Origin of the sequence: Massilia sp. Bi118, from assembly GCF_918697865.1 — a bacterium.
GTDB lineage: Bacteria > Pseudomonadota > Gammaproteobacteria > Burkholderiales > Burkholderiaceae_D > Telluria.
Genome location: NZ_CAKKMV010000007.1, coordinates 271,947 through 290,020, shown reverse-complemented (window position 1 = coordinate 290,020; position 18,074 = coordinate 271,947). Strand labels below are relative to the sequence as shown.

At 64.2% G+C, this 18,074-nt stretch carries 16 protein-coding genes; 7 read left to right on the top strand and 9 right to left on the bottom strand.

Annotation, left to right across the window (positions count from 1 at the left end; translation table 11 throughout):
• Positions 1-166: 166 nt before the first annotated feature.
• Positions 167-988 carry a GntR family transcriptional regulator gene (locus LQV39_RS12945; protein WP_230026110.1) on the bottom strand — a complete coding sequence of 274 codons (822 nt, stop codon included), beginning with the start codon at positions 986-988 and terminating at the stop codon, positions 167-169.
• Positions 989-1,183: 195 nt separating this feature from the next.
• On the opposite strand from LQV39_RS12945, the gene LQV39_RS12940 reads away from it, so the two are divergent.
• The 6 genes from LQV39_RS12940 (at position 1,184) to LQV39_RS12915 (ending at position 8,333) form a co-directional block, all read left to right on the top strand.
• The gene (locus LQV39_RS12940) at positions 1,184-2,176 is read left to right on the top strand and encodes a malate dehydrogenase (RefSeq protein ID WP_230026108.1); all 993 of its coding nucleotides are present in this window, start codon (positions 1,184-1,186) and stop codon (positions 2,174-2,176) included.
• Positions 2,177-2,290: 114 nt separating this feature from the next.
• Positions 2,291-3,292: a CoA ester lyase gene (locus tag LQV39_RS12935; RefSeq protein WP_230026106.1), complete on the top strand. Its 1,002-nt coding sequence runs from the start codon at positions 2,291-2,293 to the stop codon at positions 3,290-3,292.
• The gene (locus tag LQV39_RS12930; RefSeq protein ID WP_230026104.1) at positions 3,292-3,819 is read left to right on the top strand and encodes a hypothetical protein; all 528 of its coding nucleotides are present in this window, start codon (positions 3,292-3,294) and stop codon (positions 3,817-3,819) included. Before LQV39_RS12935 ends, LQV39_RS12930 begins: the two co-directional genes overlap by 1 nt.
• Positions 3,820-3,838: 19 nt before the next feature.
• Positions 3,839-6,547: an aconitate hydratase AcnA gene (gene acnA, locus LQV39_RS12925; protein ID WP_230026102.1), complete on the top strand. Its 2,709-nt coding sequence runs from the start codon at positions 3,839-3,841 to the stop codon at positions 6,545-6,547.
• 215 nt (positions 6,548-6,762) lie between these two features.
• Entirely contained in the window at positions 6,763-7,716 is a 954-nt protein-coding gene (locus LQV39_RS12920) for a DUF2268 domain-containing putative Zn-dependent protease (protein ID WP_230026100.1), read from the top strand.
• Positions 7,717-7,739: 23 nt separating this feature from the next.
• Positions 7,740-8,333 (top strand): hypothetical protein, encoded by a 594-nt coding sequence (locus tag LQV39_RS12915; protein ID WP_230026098.1) that lies wholly within the window; start codon positions 7,740-7,742, stop codon positions 8,331-8,333.
• A 2-nt stretch (positions 8,334-8,335) separates the two neighbouring features.
• Here LQV39_RS12915 and LQV39_RS12910 read toward each other — a convergent pair whose 3' ends face one another.
• Together LQV39_RS12910 and LQV39_RS12905 are read right to left on the bottom strand one after the other, a co-directional pair.
• Positions 8,336-9,013: a Fe2+-dependent dioxygenase gene (locus tag LQV39_RS12910; protein ID WP_230026096.1), complete on the bottom strand. Its 678-nt coding sequence runs from the start codon at positions 9,011-9,013 to the stop codon at positions 8,336-8,338.
• 7 nt (positions 9,014-9,020) lie between these two features.
• Positions 9,021-11,315, bottom strand: a complete 2,295-nt coding sequence (locus LQV39_RS12905; protein WP_230026094.1) for a TonB-dependent siderophore receptor — start codon at positions 11,313-11,315, stop codon at positions 9,021-9,023.
• 178 nt (positions 11,316-11,493) lie between these two features.
• On the opposite strand from LQV39_RS12905, the gene LQV39_RS12900 reads away from it, so the two are divergent.
• On the top strand, positions 11,494-12,744 hold the full coding sequence (locus tag LQV39_RS12900; RefSeq protein WP_230026092.1) for a DUF2863 family protein: 1,251 nt from the start codon (positions 11,494-11,496) through the stop codon (positions 12,742-12,744).
• A gap of 24 nt (positions 12,745-12,768) precedes the next feature.
• On the opposite strand, the gene LQV39_RS12895 is transcribed toward LQV39_RS12900, so the two are convergent.
• The 6 genes from LQV39_RS12895 to LQV39_RS12870 form a co-directional block, all read right to left on the bottom strand.
• Complete coding sequence (locus LQV39_RS12895; RefSeq protein WP_230026090.1) at positions 12,769-14,373, bottom strand: FAD-dependent oxidoreductase; 1,605 nt, start codon at positions 14,371-14,373, stop codon at positions 12,769-12,771.
• Positions 14,374-14,412: 39 nt separating this feature from the next.
• Complete coding sequence (locus LQV39_RS12890) at positions 14,413-15,570, bottom strand: serine hydrolase (protein ID WP_230026088.1); 1,158 nt, start codon at positions 15,568-15,570, stop codon at positions 14,413-14,415.
• A complete protein-coding gene (locus LQV39_RS12885; protein ID WP_230026086.1) occupies positions 15,567-16,043 on the bottom strand; it encodes a CYTH domain-containing protein in 477 nt (158 codons plus the stop codon). The genes LQV39_RS12890 and LQV39_RS12885 overlap by 4 nt, the downstream gene beginning before the upstream one ends.
• Before the next feature lie 28 nt (positions 16,044-16,071).
• Positions 16,072-17,196 carry a M14-type cytosolic carboxypeptidase gene (locus LQV39_RS12880; RefSeq protein ID WP_230026084.1) on the bottom strand — a complete coding sequence of 375 codons (1,125 nt, stop codon included), beginning with the start codon at positions 17,194-17,196 and terminating at the stop codon, positions 16,072-16,074.
• 10 nt (positions 17,197-17,206) lie between these two features.
• A complete protein-coding gene (locus LQV39_RS12875; protein WP_230026082.1) occupies positions 17,207-17,605 on the bottom strand; it encodes a hypothetical protein in 399 nt (132 codons plus the stop codon).
• Positions 17,606-17,753: 148 nt separating this feature from the next.
• Positions 17,754-17,996, bottom strand: coding sequence for a KGG domain-containing protein (locus LQV39_RS12870; protein WP_230026080.1), 243 nt, complete (start codon positions 17,994-17,996; stop codon positions 17,754-17,756).
• Positions 17,997-18,074: the final 78 nt, after the last annotated feature.

Genomic DNA, 18,074 nt, shown 5'->3' with positions numbered 1-18,074 from the left:
ATACTTAGTTATCCAACCCAGATTCATCGATTTTGTGACCTGCTCCAGATCCGTTTTCAGACCTGGGGGAACGTCGACCGGGCTTCGTTGACGCTTTCCCAAAACCAATCCATTTTACTCGCTCGAGGCGAATCCTGCACCAGCATAGGGCCAGCGCAAAAATTTATCAGGACAATTCATTTTGGTAATGGTGCGAGGCGGTAAGGTATAAACCGCGCCGCAATTCCACTGCCTTGTCCCCGTACGTAAACGACACCCGGTCGGCGCACAGCAGCGGCGTGCCTTCCGGTACTTTCAGCAATTCGGCCGCGCCGGCATCGGCCGCCACCGCGCGGATCTTTTCCGTCGCGCGGATCATGCGGGTGCCGAACTCCGATTCGAACAGGCCGTACATCGGCCCCTTGTATTCCGCCAGGCGCTCCGCCGTCAGGCCCTTGAACAGCTGCCCCGGCAGCCACAGCTCTTCCAGGATCGTCGGCGCGCCTTCGAAGGACATGGTGCGCTTGATGTAGACGACCGCGTCGCCCGATTTCAGGTCGAGCAGGCGCGCCACCTCGGCCGCCGCACGGATGCGCTTGACCTCGAGGTACTGGTGATCCAATGGATGGGGAAGGCCTTCGTCGGGCACCAGCTTCAGGAAGCGGAAGTGGGCGCGCGCCTCGTTGTGGCTGGCCACGAAGGTGCCCTTGCCCTGGCGCCGCACCACCAGGTGCTCGGCCGCGAGCTCGTCGATCGCCTTGCGCACCGTGCCCTGGCTGACCTTGTAGCGGCCTGCCAGCTCGACTTCACTGGGGATGAGTTCGCCCGGTTTCCACTCGCCGGACTGCAGGCTCTGGGTGATCAGGGCCTTGATCTGCTGGTACAGCGGGGAGAATGTGGGGGAGGTGTTCGCCTGGGAAGATCCCGTTCCGGAGGCAGCGCTGCCGGCGCCGCCCGCGGTGTTATTTGCGGCGCCATTGCTGTTCGGATTGGACGGGACCTGATTCATAGACTGCGATTTTTTCACAAATCCCACTCTGCGTCCAGTGCGCAGCCGGAAAGATTATGTGTCTTATATAAGACATATGATATGAATTGACAGATGGAATATCGGAGGACTACACTCCCGGTCGATTCGGTGCCCGAACCACCGATTCGCTTTTGGTATCATAGTAGTTTTCCCGAACCCCTTTGGAGATTCATCATGGCTAAAACCCCAATGCGTGTCGCCGTTACCGGCGCGGCCGGCCAGATCGGCTATTCCCTGCTGTTCCGCATCGCCAATGGCGACATGCTGGGCAAGGATCAACCGGTCATCCTGCAGCTGCTCGAGATCGACAACGAGAAGGCACAGAAGGCGCTCAAGGGCGTCATGATGGAAATCGACGATTGCGCATTCCCGCTGCTGGCCGGCATGACCGCCCACAGCGATCCGATGACCGCCTTCAAGGATGTCGACGTCGCCCTGCTGGTCGGCGCCCGTCCGCGCGGTCCGGGCATGGAGCGCAAGGACCTGCTGGAAGCCAACGCCCAGATCTTCACCGTGCAGGGCAAGGCGCTGGACGCCGTCGCTTCGCGCAACGTCAAAGTGCTGGTCGTCGGTAACCCGGCCAACACCAACGCCTACATCGCCATGAAGTCGGCCCCGAACCTGCCGGCCAAGAACTTCACCGCCATGCTGCGCCTGGACCACAACCGCGCCCTGTCGCAGGTCGCCGCCAAGACCGGCAAGCCGGTCGGCAGCATCGAAAAGATGGTCGTGTGGGGCAACCACTCGCCGACCATGTACGCCGACTACCGCTTCGCCACCGCCGACGGCCAGTCGGTCAAGGACATGATCAACGACCAGGAATGGAACGCCAACACCTTCCTGCCGACCGTCGGCAAGCGCGGCGCAGCGATCATCGACGCCCGCGGCGCCTCGTCGGCGGCCTCGGCCGCCAACGCAGCGATCGACCACGTGCATGACTGGATGCTGGGCACCAACGGCAAGTGGACCACCATGGGCATCCCGTCGGACGGTTCGTACGGCATCCCGGAAGGCACCATGTTCGGCTTCCCGGTGACCACCGAAAACGGCGAGTACACCATCGTGCAGGGCCTGGACATCGACCAGTTCTCGCAGGAACGCATCAACCTGACGCTGAAAGAACTCGAAGAAGAGAAGGCTGGCGTCGCTCACCTGCTGGGCCAGTAATTTTTCCCGTCATTCCCGCGAAGGCGGGAATCCAAGTTCTGCAAGCGTCTCGACTGCGCATGCAAACTTAGGTTCCCGCCTCCGCGGGAACGACGTATTAATACGTTATCCAAAATGCACCCCTCCGAGGTTTTATTCCAGGGCCAACGCCAGCCACTGCTCCTCCCTGCCTGCGACCACTACGCCGGCAGCGAGAAGCTGATGCGCAAATCGATGGTCCTGCAACAAGAGCTTGGCCCGGTCTTCGACATCACCTTCGACTGCGAGGACGGCGCCGCCGCCGGTCAGGAGCGTGAGCACGCCCAGCTGGTCGCGAGCCTGCTGAACAGCGAAGACAACCGCTTCAAGCGCATCGGCGCCCGCCTGCACGACGTCGGCAGCGAACACTTCGCGCACGATGTCGGCATCATCGTCGGCAACGCCGCAGCGAAGCTGGCCTACGTGGTGCTGCCCAAGCCGAACGGCGTGGCCGATGTGCTGCGCGCGCAACAAATCATCAATGCAATCGCGGAAAAATCGGGGCGTCCGGCAGGCAGCAAGCCGATCCCGCTGCACGTGCTGATCGAGACCCACGGCGCGCTGCATGAAGTGTGGGAGATCGCCGCCCTGCCCCAGGTCGAATGTCTCTCGTTTGGCATCATGGATTTTGTGTCGACCCACTATGGCGCGATTCCGGCAAGCGCTATGCGTACTCCGGGTCAATTTACCCATCCGCTGGTAGTACGGGCGAAGCTGGAGATGGTTGCGGCATGTCATGCGTATGACAAGGTCCCCTCCCATAATGTGACGACCGATATCAAGGACAGTGCGGTTGTCGCCAACGACGCCACCCGTGCCGCCGGCGAATTCGGGTTCACGCGCATGTGGAGCATCCACCCCAGCCAGATCAAGCCGGTGGTGAAGGCCTTCACGCCGCGCGTATCGGAAGTGAACGAAGCAAGCAATATCCTGCTTGAAGCAATGGCAGCAGATTGGGGGCCGATCGCCCAGCATGGCCGCTTGCATGACCGCGCCAGCTACCGATATTATTGGGCGGTGTTGCAGCGCGCGAAGCTGGCTGGCCTCGCGCTGCCAGATGCCGCGGCGGCACTCGTCAACCAACCGGAATCCATCTGATGGCCATCACCCTGAAACATCTCGCCGCCGCCTGCGCCCTTGCGCTCGCGGCCGCCGGCATTTGCGCGCCGGCATCCGCCACGACCACCGATCATGAAAAGCACCCGAAGGCCGTCAAGGTCCTGAAGGAGCAAGCCAAGGCCAAGGCCTCGAAATCCAGGAAGAACAAGAAGGAAGAACCGAAGCAGGAAGTCGCGGACGACGAACCGGAACCGGACATCACCGACACCGTCGTCGCGGAATACGCGTGCGAGTTGAACAACAGGGTCACCATCTATACCAACGAAAAGGATAGCGGCCACATCGCACTGCGCTGGAAGAACCGCCTGCACCGCCTCGAGCGCGTGGGAACCACCACCGGCGCGCTGCGTTTCGAGAACACCAAGTTCGGCCTGATCTGGATCGGCATCCCGTCGAAGGGCATCCTGCTCGACTCGAAGCTGAACCGCCAGCTGGCCAACGAATGCAAGAACGCCGAACAGGCGAAGTCGCTGGTGGCGACGACGCCTGCGGAAAAGAAAAGCTGATTTTTACCAAGGAGAATTCATGTCTCACAACACCTTCAACACCCTCAAGGAATTCCCGCTGACCGCGGGCCAGAACGGCCAGTTCTACTCGCTGCCGGCACTGGGCGAAGCCCTGGGCGTGAACCTGTCGCGCCTGCCGGTGTCGATCCGTATCGTTCTGGAGTCCGTGCTGCGCAACTGCGACGGCAAGAAGGTCACCGAAGAACACATCCGCCAGCTGGCGAACTGGGGCCCGACCGCCGCCCGCACCGAAGAGATCCCCTTCGTCGTCGCGCGCGTCGTGCTGCAGGACTTCACCGGCGTGCCGCTGCTGGCCGACCTGGCCGCGATGCGCAACGTCGCCTACAAGATGGGCGCGAATGCCAAGAAGATCGAGCCGCTGGTCCCGGTGGACCTGGTGGTCGACCACTCGGTCACCATCGACTACTTCCGCACCCCGGACGCGCTCGACCTGAACATGAAGCTGGAATTCCAGCGCAATAACGAGCGCTACCAGTTCATGAAGTGGGGCATGCAGGCCTTCGACACCTTCGGCGTCGTGCCGCCGGGCTTCGGCATCGTCCACCAGGTCAACCTCGAGTACCTGGCGCGCGGCGTGATGAAGCAAGGCAGCATGTACTACCCGGACACCCTGGTCGGCACCGACTCGCACACCACCATGATCAACGGCGTCGGCGTCGTCGGCTGGGGCGTGGGCGGTATCGAAGCGGAAGCGGGCATGCTGGGCCAGCCGGTCTACTTCCTGACCCCGGACGTCATCGGCGTGAACCTGACCGGCGCACTGCGCGAAGGCTGCACCGCGACCGACCTGGTGCTGACCGTCACCGAAATGCTGCGTAAAGAGAAGGTCGTCGGCAAGTTCGTGGAATTCTTCGGCGAAGGCACGCGCTCGCTGTCTACCACCGACCGCGCGACCATCGGCAACATGGCCCCGGAATACGGCGCGACCATGGGCTTCTTCCCGGTCGACGAAAAGACCGTCGACTACTTCCGCGGCACCGGCCGTACCGAAGAAGAACTGGCTGCCTTCGAAAACTACTTCAAGGCCCAGAACCTGTTCGGCGTGCCGAAAGAAGGCGAGATCGACTACACCCGCGTGGTGTCGCTCGACCTGTCGACCGTGACCCCGTCGCTGGCCGGCCCGAAGCGTCCGCAGGACCGTATCGAACTGGGCGCGATGAAGTCGACCTTCACCGACCTGTTCAGCAAGCCGACCACCGCGAACGGCTTCAACAAGGCCGCCGACGACCTGAACAAGGTCTACGAGACCACCGACGGCCTGCGCGTGAAGAACGGCGACATCCTGATCGCCGCGATCACCTCCTGCACCAACACCTCGAACCCGAGCGTGCTGCTGGCCGCCGGCCTGCTGGCCAAGAAGGCCGTCGAAAAAGGCCTGACCGTCGCGCCGCACATCAAGTCCTCGCTGGCGCCTGGCTCGCGCGTGGTCACCGAGTACCTCGAAGCCGCCGGCCTGCTGCCTTACCTGACCCAGCTGGGCTTCGGCGTCACCGCTTACGGCTGCACCACCTGCATCGGTAACGCCGGCGACCTGACCCCGGAACTGAACGCCGCGATCACCTCGAACGACATCATCGCCGCCGCGGTCCTGTCGGGCAACCGTAACTTCGAAGCGCGTATCCACCCGAACATCCGTTCGAACTTCCTGGCCTCGCCGCCGCTGGTCGTCGCCTACGCGATCGCCGGCAACGTGACGCGCGACCTGATGAGCGAGCCGGTCGGCAAGGGTTCGGACGGCGTCGACGTCTACCTGGGCGACATCTGGCCGACTTCGCAGGAAGTCCAGGACCTGATGAAGTTCGCGATGAACTCGGAAGTCTTCAAGGCCAACTACGCCGACGTCAAGGGCAACCCTGGCCAGCTGTGGGAAGCCGTGTCGGCAGTCGAAGGCCAGGTCTATAACTGGCCGGAGTCGACCTACATCGCCGAGCCACCGTTCTTCTCGGGCTTCGAGATGACCCCGACGGCCACCGCCGCCAACATCAGCAACGCGCGCGCCCTGGGCGTGTTCGGCGACTCGATCACCACCGACCACATCTCCCCGGCCGGTTCGATCAAGGAAGATGGCCCGGCAGGCAAGTACCTGAAAGAGCACGGCGTGCTCAAGGCCGACTTCAACTCCTACGGCTCGCGCCGCGGCAACCACGAAGTCATGATGCGCGGTACCTTCGCGAACGTCCGCATCAAGAACAAGATGATCCCGCCAAAGGCCGACGGTTCCGCAGTCGAAGGCGGCATCACCATCCACCAGCCGAGCGGCGAACAGCTGTCGATCTATGACGCGGGCATGAAGTACATCGCCGAAGGCACCCCGACCATGATCTTCGCCGGCGAAGAGTACGGCACCGGCTCCTCGCGCGACTGGGCCGCCAAGGGCACCCAGCTGCTGGGCGTGAAGGCCGTGATCGCCCGTTCGTTCGAGCGTATCCACCGTTCCAACCTGGTCGGCATGGGCGTGTTGCCGCTGCAGTTCCTGGGCGACGACAGCGTCGAAACCCTGGGCATCACCGGCAACGAGACCTACGACCTGAAGGGCCTGGAAGGCGAGATCCGCCCGCAGATGCAGGCGACCCTGGTGATCCACCGCGCCGATGGCTCCGTGAAAGAGACCTCGGTACTGCTGCGTATCGATACCCCGATCGAAGTGGACTACTACAAGCACGGTGGCATTCTGCCGTTCGTGCTGCGTCAGCTGCTGGCTGCATAGGGGTCAGAAGTCAGGAGGGGTCAGACCCCGGTTCATCCGGGTGGGGTCTGACCCCGGTGATCAGTGGCAAGCCTCAACAAGAAAGGCCGGAACCCGCAAAGGTTCCGGCCTTTTTTCATTCTCCGGCAAAAGCGCGCCTGGTGAGATTGTGAGGAATTCTGCGGCCACAATCTCGGTATCCTGCACGTTCAATGACAGATGCAGACATACCGACCATGAAATTCCGCCATATCGCCCTCGTTGGCGCAACACTCTTGTCCGGCCTTGCCGCCGCAGCCCCCGGTGTCGATCCTTTGAGCGCCGACATCGACGCCCGCGACGCGCTTCGCTTCGCGCGTCTCATGCAGAACGGCGCCGTGCCGACGGCCGAGGTGCTGCAGCGCGGCTATCTGGACGGCGCCGGACCCGGTGTGAAGATCTTCACGCCGAACCGGATCGGCGACGCGCAACGCCTGGCGCGGGTGGTGGCGGCCAAGCCCGAGAACTACCGCTATGCCATCCGCGAATGCCTGCCGCAACTGCCTGCCCTGCGCAGCGACCTGCAGGCGATCTACCTGGCTTATGCCGGCCTGGTGCCGGAACGCCCGCTGCCCGCCATCCACGTCGTCTTCGGCGCCAGCAGCTCGGGCGGCACCGCGAACGCAGAGGCACAAGTGATTGGCCTGGAAATCACTTGTCTGCCGGGCACCACGCGCCAACAGTTCCGCACCACGATGCGCAGCTTCTTTGCACATGAAACGGTGCACACCTGGCAGGCCGACAGAAGCCCGCAGGAGCTGGCCGATCCCCTGCTGAGCGAGACCTTGCGCGAGGGCGTCGCCGATTACCTGGCGAGCCTGGTGACCGGCGAAATACCGGACCTGGAGCGCGACGCGTGGGCCCGTCAAAGGGAGGCCTGGCTGTGGCAGGAATTCCAGCGCGATCGCCAGGCCATGCTGGAGGACAGCGCCAGCCTGCGCAAGCCGATGGCCAGTCCCCGCTTCCGCCGCTGGATCGCGAACTACGGCTCGCCGCCCGAAGGATGGCCTTCCGAAGCCGGCTACTGGGTCGGGATGCGCATCGCCGAAGCCTACGTGGCGCATGCGCGTGACAAACACGCCGCCATACGCGAGCTGATCGAGCGACGGGATCCGGGCGCGATCCTGAAGGCCAGCGGCTACGGATTGTGAGGCGGTCAAGCAAAGGGGTTTTGATGAAAGCACTGACGATGCGTTGTGCCGTGATACTGCTCGGTCTCGTCGTGTCGACGACGGCGAATGCAGACATGCCTTCAACGAAACGAACGAAACAACAGAAGACCTTCGCGTTCGGCGACATTCGCATCGAGCAGTCTTTCGACTCGACGAAAGACCCCATGTCGCCCGATTTCACGGTACAGGTGTACGACAAGGGACGGCTTCTGCTCCAGCTGAACGACGCGGCCTTCGACACTTTTCACGCCGCGCCGAACGGTGAAGCCTTCGTCGGATTGTCAAACAGCGGCTGGCCTGGCACTGCGGTCATCATCTTCGACAGGCGGGGCCGCATCCTGCTGCTGGCAGAGCATCGATTCGCAAGATTCGATTACTGCATGGAGACATCGACCTTTCTCAAACAGTGGTACGACCCTGAAGATCCTCATGTTACGTTCCCGCCTGTTGACTTAAGCGCCGACAAAGAACCCGGGATTACAATCAAGGACTGCCGCGGCAAAACCATCGATTTGTTAGACACTGTTCTCAAAGCGACCGCACACGGAGATATGTCTCTCCGCCGTCTAATAAATCTGATGTACGGAACGCCTTAGAGTCAGGTCTCCGCCCACTGCCGCAACAGGTTGTGATAATGCCCGGTCAGCCCCACCAGCTCCGGGCCGTCACCGTGCCTGGCCCGCAGCGACTGGATGTTCGTATCGAGTTCGTAGAGCATCGCGCGCTTCCAGTCATCCCGCACCATGCTCTGCACCCACAGGAAGGACGCCACGCGCTCGCCGGATGTCACCGGCTGCACCTCGTGGATGCTGGTCGATGGATACACGATCGCATCCCCCGCCGGCAGCTTCACCTCGTGCGTGCCGTAGGAATCGATCACGCTCAACTCGCCGCCTTCATATTCCTCGGGCTCCGATAAAAACACGGTGCAGGACACGTCGGTGCGCAAGGCCGGCCCGCCGCGCTGCGCGCGGATGGCGCCATCCACGTGCGGCCCGTAATGCTCGCCGCCGGCGTAGCTGTTAAAGAATGGCGGCAGGATCCGCAGCGGCAGCACGCTCGCAAAAAACAAGGGATGCGCCATCAGCGCCGCGGACACGATCTGCCCCAGCTCCAGCGCCAGCGGCGACCCTTCCGCCAGCTGGCGGTTGCGCTTTACCTGCGCGCCCTGGCTGCCGACACTGGCGCGGCCGTCGATCCAGTCGGTGGACGCGAGACGCTCGCGCATCGCCTTCACCTGTTCCGGGGACAGCACGCCAGGGATGTGCAGCATCATGATGTGATCAGAACTTGAAGTTGGCAGTCAGGGTGGCCGAACGGCCCGGCGCCACGCCCGCATAGTGCGGCGACGACACCTTGTCGAAGTACAGCTTGTCCGCCAGGTTCTGCAGGTTCAATTGCAGGCTGATGTCCTTGTTCAGCGCATAGCTGGCCATCGCGTCGAAGCGTGCATAGCCCGGCACCCACTTGTTGTTGTTGACGTTGGCGTAGACCTTCGACATCGCGCTCAGGCCGAAGCCGGCGGTGAAGTCCTTCGTGAAGGCATAGCTGGTCCACAGCGAGGCGCTGTTCTTCGGCGTGGTCGGGAAGCGGTTGCCGTTGAAGGGCGACGCGGTCCAGATCGGCGCTGCGGTCGTGCCGGTGTTGGTAAAGCCGTTGTCCGCGATCTCCGCGTCCAGGTAAGTGTAGCCGCCGAACACGGTCCAGGCGCTGCTCAGCTTGCCCGAGAAGCCCAGTTCGACGCCCTGGATTTCCTTGCGGCCGACGTTCTGGGTAGTGCCGTCCGGCGCCGTCACGCGGGCATTGTTCATGGTGCTCTTGAACAGCGCGCCGGTCACCGACAGGCGGCCGCCCGGCAGCAGGTCCCACTTGGTGCCCAGCTCGAGGTTGCGGCTGCGCTGGGGCTGCAGGTTCTGGATCACCGCGGTCAGCGCATCCAGGCCGTCGCCGCCGTCGTTGCCCGGCGGGGTCGCCGAACTGGCGAAGGACAGGTAGATGCTGCCGTTCTTCGAAGGCTTGTAGACCAGGCCGGCCTGGGTGCTGACGAAATCGGTGTCGACCACGGCGTGGGCGGCGACCGTGGTGGCGGTCGGCAGCGTGTCCAGGGTGCTCTGGAAGTCGTCCCAGCGCACACCCAGGTTCAGCAGCCACTGCGGGTTGATCTCGATGGTGTCGAAGGCGTAGACCGCCTTGGTTTTCGTCGACACATGGGTCAGCGCGCCCGACTTCGTACGGGTGTAGACCCAGGGGTCGTAAGGATTCGGGTTGACCAGGGTGGTGCAGTTGTACAGCGTGGTCGCACCGGAGGTCGGGCAAGTAAAGGTGTTGGTCAGCGGGTTGTTGGTGCCCGGGGTGAACAGCCAGGTGCTGCGGTCGGTGGTCTCGCGGTCGAATTCGACGCCGGTATTGAAGCTGTGCTTCAGGCCCGCGGTCGTCAGTTCGCCGCTCAGGCTCGTCACGTTGGCGAAGGTGCGCGTCTCGGTGGCGCGGGTATTGGCGCGGCGCCAGACGGTGCCGTAGCGGACCGTGTTGCCCTTCGAATCGTCGGGCTGGGTCCAGACGTAGTCGTTGTTCGACTTGCCGTAGCGGGTCACGTTGCGCAGCGCCAGGGTGGGACTGAACTCGTGGCGCAGGTCGATCGTGCCGACATCGCTCCTGGTATCGCGGAAATCGCGGTTGGCCAGGCCGTAGAAGGTCTCGCGGTCGACCGCGAACGGCGTGCCGTTGCCGTTTTTCGACACGTCGGCGCCGGTCGTGACCGGGTTGTTGAAGGGGATGCCGGTATCCGGGATTTCGTGCGAGGTCAGGTGGTAGAGGCTGACGATGGCGCGGTCCGGGCCCTTCAGGCCGAAAGTCACGGTCGGCGCTACGCCCCAGCGATTGCCGCCGACCACCTTGCGGCCGGGGACGTCGTTCTCGTGCGCCATCGCGTTCAGGCGGAAGGCGCTGTTGCTGCCCAGCGCGCGGTTGACGTCGCCGGTAATACGGCGGTACTTGTCGCTGCCGATGCCCACCGAGGCGTTGTTGAAATCGTAGCCCTGCGCCGTCTTGCTGACCAGGTTGACGCCGCCGCCGGCCGAGGAACGGCCGCCGTAGGCCGAGTTCGGGCCCTTCACCACTTCGACCTGCTCGAGGTTGAAGATCTCGCGCGACTGCGAGCCGGCGTCGCGGATGCCGTCGATATAGGTATCGGTCTGGGCGTTGTAGCCGCGGATGAAGAGGTTGTCGCCGACCGGGTTGCCGCCCTCGCCCGCGCCAATGGTGATGCCCGGCACGGTGCGCAGCGCGTCCGTCAGCGAGACGGCGCCGGTCTGGGCGATCGTGTCGGCGGTGACCACGGTCACCGATTTCGGCGTGTCCAGCAGCGGCGCGGTGAACTTGTCGTTGGCGGAGACCGGCCCAGCCTTCGCATTGGCGCCAGTCACCTGCACGGTCGGGATGCTCTGGTCGATCACATTGTCGGGCGCCGCGTGGGCGGACATGCCAAGCGTGGCCAGCATGGCGAACGCGGGTGCAGGAAGAACACGGGCGTGCTTGCGGCTCTTGATGAAGGATGCTTGCTTATTGTTCTTGGTCATGGCGGCGGACAACAGTGAAGGATAATGAGAACGATTCGCATTATGATTCCTGTTGAGTTTTTTGGCAAGCTCCGGACTTGCCTGTGTGTTACAGGCATGTGGCCGAATAAACTACAATACCGTGGATAAGGGTTTATCATGGCCCTCTGAGTCATCGTTCCACATTCAAACACCTACTATGCGTCGCTCCTCCAAAGACTCACCCAAACTATCGGCAGAAAGCCAGCGTCTAGTCAGCATCAGCCAAGCCATCGTGCAGGCCGCCAGCCGCGTTGAAGAACGGACCTGGGAGCGCAATCTCGACTCGCAGCTGCAGAAGCTGCTCAAGACCAACCACCAGGACAGCATCGACGCCGCCCTGAACGTCCTGTTCAAGGGCGACCTGGCCGTCTACGACGTGCTGATGGACGGCGTAGAAGCCGTCAGCGAATCCTCGACCATGACGGAACAGGCGGACGGCGCCGAAGTCACCTGGCAGGCCCTGCTGGTGGCCGCGCCCGTGCTGGCCTGGACCCGCTTCTCGATCGCCTCCGGCACCATCCCCAACGACATCGTCACCACCCTGTCGGCCCACTTCTCGGCCCACCTGCTGGCCGAGGGCGCCCGCATGGCGATGGCGCCGACCCTGTACTCGCTCGACCAGCTGCCGCGCACCCATGCCGAAACCTATGGCCTGACCCACAAACTGGCCCAGGCCGCGCACAAGAAAGGCGCGAGCCTGAAGCCGGCCGCGCCCGGCCCGGACGCTTCGCAATTCCTGGCCGATACCCGCTACCTGCTGGTGGCCGTGATCGCCCCGGTGGGCGCCCCGCTGTTCCGCTGGCAGGAGCCGCAGCACCACGTCAACTTCGAAGCCGTGCGTGACGCCGCGCTCGAGCAATGGCGCGCCCAGGCCGGCCCGAACGTCGCACGCCTGCTGCCCGGCTGCGGCACCGAGCTGCTGCTGCCGGAAGCCTATTACGTGGCCTGCCGCGAGGCGGACAAGCTGATTCGTCCGGTCTCGGTGCGCGCCGCCGTGCATTACCTGACCTACACGCTGGGCGTCGAACCGGGCGACCTGCGCGCCGTGATCGCCGGCTTCGGGGACGAAGTCAACGACAGCCAGGTCGACGAATACCGCGTCGGCTTCACCCTGCGCCAGTCGCCGGACGTCGTGTACGGCATCGTCTGGCCGCTGTACGGCCAGGAAGACGAGGAAGGCACGCCGATGGAAGGCCCGGCCCACAGCGACCGCCCGCTGGCGCCGATCGACGAGATCGTCAAGCACCTGAACGAGATGGGCATCGCCCACGTCAAGCGCATCGCCGAGCGTTATGTGGCCGAGTACTGCGACGACTGCGGCGCGCCGCTGTTCGCCGACCCGACCGGCGAACTGGTACATGCCGAGATGCCGGAAGATACGCCGGCGGGGAACGAGCACTTCCACTAAAGCTGGTAACGGAGTCCCCGCGCCTTAAGTACGTCGTCCCCGCGCAGGCGGGGACCCAAGTTGCACGCGTTTCGATAGCGCACGCAGAACTTGGGTCCCCGCGGCCTCACTATCGTCGTCCAGTCCCACCTGGCACTCGCGCAGCCAGTCGCTGTTCGGATCGGCGCCGACGAACAGGAACATGTGCCGGGTCTCGAAGGCCACCTCGCGGCCGTCGGCGATGCCGCGGCAGTGGACCGTGCTCAAGCCGCCCTCGTCGCCGTCCAGCGCCGCCAGGTCGAGCCGCGTGTGCAGCTGGATGTTCGGCGCTGCGGCGATGCGCTCGATCAGATAGCTCGACATGGTCTCTTCCAGCCCGCTTCGGCGCACCATCAGGTGCACGGTCTTCGCATGCGCGGACAGGAACACGGCCGCCTGCCCGGCCGAGTTGCCGCCGCCGACCAGCACCACTTCCTGCCCGCGGCACAGGCCCGCCTCCACCGGCGAGGCCCAGTAGTACACGCCGCGCCCTTCGTAGCGTTCGAGGTCGGGCAGTTCCGGGCGGTGGTAGCGCGCGCCGGCCGCCAGCACCACCGTGTTCGCGCGCAGGCAGGTGCCGTCGTCGAGTTCCACCTTCAGCGGGCGCTCATGGCACAGCAGGCGCGTGGCCTGGGCCGGGATCGCGACCTCGGCGCCGAACTTGAGCGCCTGCACATAGGAGCGCCCGGCCAGCGCGCGGCCCGAGATCCCGGTCGGGAAGCCGAGGAAGTTCTCGATGCGCGCGCTGGCGCCGGCCTGGCCGCCGTAGGCGCGCTGGTCCAGCACCATCACCGATAAGCCCTCGGAGGCCGCGTACACGGCGGTCGCCAGGCCGGAGGGGCCGGCGCCCACCACCAGCACGTCGTAGACCTTGTCGCGGTCGATGCGCGGCAAGGTGCCCAGGCAGCGCCCCAGTTCGACCAGGGTCGGATTGCGCATCACGAAGCCGTCGGGCAGCGCCACCAGCGGCCAGTCCGACTCGCTCTGCCAGTGCTCGCGCACCAGTTGCGCCGCTTCCGGGTCGCGCGCCGGATCGCGCCGCGTGTAGGGATAGGCGTTGCGGGACAGGAAGTTTTCGAGCTCGAACAGGCCGGCGTGCGCGGGCGGACCGATCAGGATCGGGCCGCCGGGATGGTCGCCGATCAGCAGCACGCGGCGCAGGATGTAGGCCCGCATCACGCGCTCGCCCAGCTCGGCCTCGGCCATCATCAGCGCGCGGATCGCCGGCGCGTCCAGCTGCAGCGCCTCCAGTTCGCCCACGGCGATGCCGTCGACCATGGGCGGGCGGCCCGACAGCTGGGCGACTTCGCCGCTGAACTGGCCCGGCCCGTAGTCGACCACCTCGACCCGCTCGCCGAGCGCATTGCCGCGGCTGCACACGAGATGGCCCTGCAGCACCACCAGCATGCCGGGCGAGGCGCCGCAGGCGTGGAACACGCAGGCGCCATCTGCCCAGCGCCGCAGCTGGCCGAAGCGGCGCACACGCTGCAGCTCGTCGCTGCTCAAGGTGGGAAAGATCTGGTGGCCGCGCGTGGCGAGGTCGACGACCGCGCGCGATTCGGGATCGGCGCCGAGGGCATCGGGTCCGAAGGTAGGGAATTGGTCTTCCATGGCGGGCACCTCATCGAGGATCACGCCCGCCAATCTACCTTACTTTTGCTTGATGGCGGCAATCACCCGCTTCGCGAACTCGGCCGTGTTCCCCGCATGCCAGCGCCACACGACAACCAGGTCGTGTTCCGGTGACACCACGATGTCATTGCTGCCCGCGCCCAGCGCCGCAAACGCGCTGGCCGGCAGGCCCGGCAAGTTCTTGCCTTTGGTGTTGAGCCACCACAGGTAACCATAGTCGGGACCGTGCTCGCTCGGCATCAACGCGGCTTTCACATAGTCCTGCGGCAGGATCTGCTTGCCATTCCAGGCGCCGCCGCGCAGCCACAGGTAGCCGAAGCGCGCCATGTCCCAGGAATTGATCCACATGCCGCCGCCCCAGCGCGTGCCGCCGCTCACCGAGGGCACCAGCTTGCCCTTGAGTTCGACATAGCTGTTCGTGTAGGGCACCCATTTCCAGGTGTTCGAGGCGCCGATCGGATCCATGACTTCCTGCTGGAACACGTCCGGCACCGGCTTGCCGAACACGCGCAGCAGCGACAGCGCAAAGCGGTTGATGCGGGCGTCGTTGTATTCGTAGTGCTGGCCCGGCGCCTCGAGGGTACGTGGCTTGCGCTCGCCGGCGCCGAAAGCTTCGTGGCCGACGAAGTCCGCGTTCTTGCCCCACATGCTGCCTTCCCACTCGGATTCCTGCTGCAGGTGATGCTTCCAGGTGATGGCGGCGTTGTGCGGCGAGGCATAGCCGCCGTCCTGCACGGTCTGGCCGACCGGCTGGTTCAGGTCGGCGATTTTACCGTCGCGCACGGCGATGCCGGTCACGGTAGACAGCATGCTCTTCGCCACCGAATAGGTCGGGTCGACGAAGTTCGTGTCGCCGAACTCGGCCACCACATAGCCTTTATAAATTACCACGCCATTGGTGGCGGCGCGCCGGGTCGGCAAGGAACCGAGCGGCTGGCCGAAGGTCTGCTGCTGGTCCGAAAAGTCTTTTGCGCGCTCGGTCTCGTGGGCACTGGCGTAGGCGATGGCCTCAAGCAGTTTCGCCGGGTCCATGCCCAGCGATGCCGGCGATTTATGGGCCCAGGAACCGGCGGGCGGGAAGTAAGCGGCGGGAGCGGAGAAGACGGGAGCGGCCAGGAAAGCCAGGGGAAGAGAGAACGTCAGCGAGAGGACGGTACGGCGCGTAACACGCATCATGTTTTGTCGTTCCACCTGGAGTATGGCAGCCGGATCAGGCTGGAATTGTAGTAACGCTTCTCGCCCGTCACTTCCTGGCCTATCCAGTCGGGCTTCTCGAAGGCCTCGTCTTCGGAGCCCAGCTCGATCTCGGCGACGACCAGGCCGGCATTCTCGCCCTCGAATTCATCGACTTCCCAGGTGTGCCCGGCATGCGCTATGCGGTGGCGCGTTTTCTCGACCAGCGGCTGCTCGCACAGGCCCTCCAACAGCTCGGCGGCGTCCGGCACGGGAATCTCGTATTCCCATTCGCCGCGGGATGCCCCCGTGCTCTTGCTCTTGATGGTGATGAGGGCGCGCTCGCCCTCGATGCGCACGCGCACGGTGCGCACCGGGTCAGCTACCAGGTAGCCCTGGCGCATCAGGGTCGGCTGGCCCAGCCCGCGCCAGCCGTCGCCCTTGAGGAGGAACTTGCGCTCGATTTCGATGCCCATGATTCTCCCCCGCTCCTATTCAGTCGCTTCAGTCGTCCAGCGACAGCAGGATGGGCTGCAGCATCGCCGCACCCAGCGCCGCGCTGCGCGCGCCGTTCCAGCCGACATAGCTGTCCGGCAGGTTGGCGTTGTCCTTGAAGGGCATCTCCAGGGTCAGCGACAGGCACTTGTAGGTGTGGCCGATGTACTTCGAAGCCAGGGTCAGCAGTTCTTCGTTGTACTTCGAGGCGGCATAGCCGTAGACGTTCTGGAAGTCCGGGCTGGACGCCATGTAGCGCTCGACGAAGGCGTTCTGCGCGGCCAGGCGCTGCGGCGTGAAGTCCTGCAGCATCTCGCTGCCGGCCACGAAGTTGTAGGGCAGCGCTTCGTCGCCGTGGATGTCGAAGAACATGTCGACGCCGGTTTCCTCGATCTTGCGCTTTACGCACAGGACTTCCGGGCTGCGCTCTTCCGACGGCGTCATCCACTCGCGGTTCAGGTTGGCGCCGGCCGCGTTGGTGCGCAGATTGCCGCGCACCGAGCCGTCCGGGTTCATGTTCGGCACGATGTAGAACACGGCGCGCTGCAGCAGCTTGCGCGAGACCGGGTTCGAGTTGTCGAGCAGCGCATCCATCATGCCCTCGACGAACCACTCGGCCATCGTCTCGCCCGGGTGCTGGCGGGCGATGACCCAGATCTTCTTCTCGGCCTGCGGATTGCCGACCACCACCAGATTCATGTCGCGGCCGTCGACCGTGGTGCCGATGTCGTGCACGCGCGCGATCGGGTTCTCGGCCACTTCGCCCAGCAGGCGCAGGTGGCGCTCCCAGGTGTAGGGCTCGAAATAGGCGTAATAGATGCTGTCGAGCTCAGGCGTGTGGTTGATGCTCATCACCTGGCCGTCGAAACTGGTCGGCACGCGGAACCAGTTCTCGGTGTCGTAGCTGGCGACCGCCTGGTAGCCCTCGAAACCCTTCGGATAAGTGGCCTGGCCGGCGTTCAGGAAGCGGATCGTGCAGGCCTGGCCGCGCGCGCCCTGCAGGCGGAAGTGGAACCACTGGTGGATGTCGGCGTGCGAATCCTTACGCAGGTTCAGGTCGATCTTCGACGGGCTCTCGGCGCTGACCACGTCGATGGCGCCGGAGTCGAAATACTGGCTGATCTTGATGGGCATGGCCGCTCCTTTATTGGTCGAGGTCGATCAGGTCCTGGCTGTAGGCGATCAGGATCTGGCGCATCAGTTCGACGTTGCTGCGGTCGAGGACCAGGGTCAGGTCGGGCTTGATGTCGAGGTTGAAGGTCATGCTGATCTTGCCCGGCTGGACCTTGCAATTGACCGTCAATGCGCGCGGAACGTTCGCATCCCAGTCCCACTGGGTGATTTGCGGACCGGCCGGCGGCGGCTGCAGGGTCGGATCCTGGTTGACCGGGAGGTTCTTGATGAGGAAGAACACGATCGAGGCCGGGATGACGAAACAGGCGTCATTCGCACCCTGTGCCGAAAACTTGGCGAGCAAGAGATTACCGACCCGGTCGCACGACATGCTCATGCTCTTGACTTGACGAATGACCGCAGTTTTCACGACAACTCCTATGAGAATGGACAAAAAGGCGCAGCGATTCTACCTTATCCCATACGCGAATTGTGTGAAAGAAAAACAAAACGGGGAGCCTGGCTCCCCGATTTTGTGCCCGGAAGGGACGGCGCCGCCACCGCCCTGCCAAAGCTGCTTACTGTTTGTTGCCGCGCGAGCCGCCGCGCGACGATCCGCCCGATGCCGACTGGCGGTTGCCATGGCTCATGCTGCCTGCGCGGCGAGCCTCTTCCGAAGTGAACTCATGCGCCGTGCCCTTCTGGTGAGCGGCCTTGCCGCCCTGGCTGGCGATTTCGCGCTGACGTTCAGGATCCATCGACGCAAAACCGCGGTTTTTCGTACCGCCACTCTGTTTGTTGCCCTGGTTGTTTGAAGCCATGGTGCTCTCTCCTCTTTGCTCTAAAAACCGCCGCGTCCTGCGGCAGGCCGATTCCGACGCTCTCGGCAGACACCGATG